Raw genomic sequence first — 1,143 nt, 5'->3', positions numbered from 1 at the left:
TGTTTTGTGTGGTTTTTAAGGGTTGACTAATTATTTTTCTAATGCAGGGGTCTTCAACTGTAAGTTTTTTTTACCAACGATAAAAAACCACCCCGAAGGGTGGTTTTTATTGCTAGGCTGATTCAATCACAGCTAACAAGCGCTAACTACTTAGCAGTTTGGCTCTTAGCAATTGCATCTGCGTAACCTTTAGCATAAGCATCTGCTTGCGCCTTAACGAATGCATCAGCTTGACCTTTAGCATATGCATCAGCTTGACCTTTAGCGGTTGCATCAGCTCTACCAGTAGCATTACCTTCAGCAGAACCTGAAACAGCGTTGTCAGTTTTGTTCTTAGTGTTGAAGTTCATACCAAAGTCTGTATCGTTTAACCAGTTGTTGTTGTTCTTGAATGGACCCCAGTTTGAACCACCGTTGAATGGACCAGCGTTAGAACCGCCGTTGAACGGACCCCAGTTGTTACCACCATTGAAAGGACCCCAGTTTGAACCAGAGTTCATAGGACCAAAGTTAGAACCACCGTCGAAAGGACCCCAGTTGTTGCTGCCATTATAACCGTTGTTGCCGTTATTAAAAAAACCAGCTGAAGCCGATGTAGCTGCTACCAAAGTAGCGATTGCAATAATTTTTTTCATAATATTTCTCATATAATATTAACACGCCTTTATTGGTATGTTTTGTCTCAGGATTTTCCTGATAAGTGAGTATTATACTGTAACTATATTAGAAGTCAATTATATTCTAATATTAATTTTTAATAATATACATAAATGCTTTTACAATATGGCTTATAGCGTTAAAAAAATTATAAACAAACAAAAAAAGAGGTACTGTAATTTCTTTTCTGTAAATTCAACATGAACACTTTTTAAATATTGGCGAATTCAACCCATAAGTGCAACACTTCCATTTAAAAAATAGTCCTTACCAGTCATCTTGGCAAAGACCTCAAATGGGGTCTTGTACCCCAAGCATTTTCTAGGTCTATTATTCATTAAATCTGTTGCCCTAAATGCTTCTTTCTCATTCACATTATCCAAAGCCATTCGCTTAGGGAAGAATTGCCTTAACAGTCCATTGTGATTCTCGTTTAAGCCCCCTTTCCCAACCATGATACGGCTTGGCAAAGTAAGTGTTACAGTC

At 37.9% G+C, this 1,143-nt stretch carries 1 protein-coding gene and 1 pseudogene; both read right to left on the bottom strand.

Going from position 1 to position 1,143, the window contains the following annotated elements:
- Positions 1-146: 146 nt before the first annotated feature.
- Complete coding sequence (locus BAZSYMA_RS06205) at positions 147-635, bottom strand: hypothetical protein (protein WP_090716765.1); 489 nt, start codon at positions 633-635, stop codon at positions 147-149.
- A 249-nt stretch (positions 636-884) separates the two neighbouring features.
- Positions 885-1,143 (bottom strand): annotated as a pseudogene (locus tag BAZSYMA_RS06200) (transposase); the annotation flags it as partial.

The organism is Bathymodiolus azoricus thioautotrophic gill symbiont, from assembly GCF_001298715.1.
Lineage (GTDB): Bacteria > Pseudomonadota > Gammaproteobacteria > PS1 > Pseudothioglobaceae > Thiodubiliella.
Note: the sequence above shows the minus strand (reverse complement) of the source record. Positions and strands in the feature narration are given on the sequence as shown.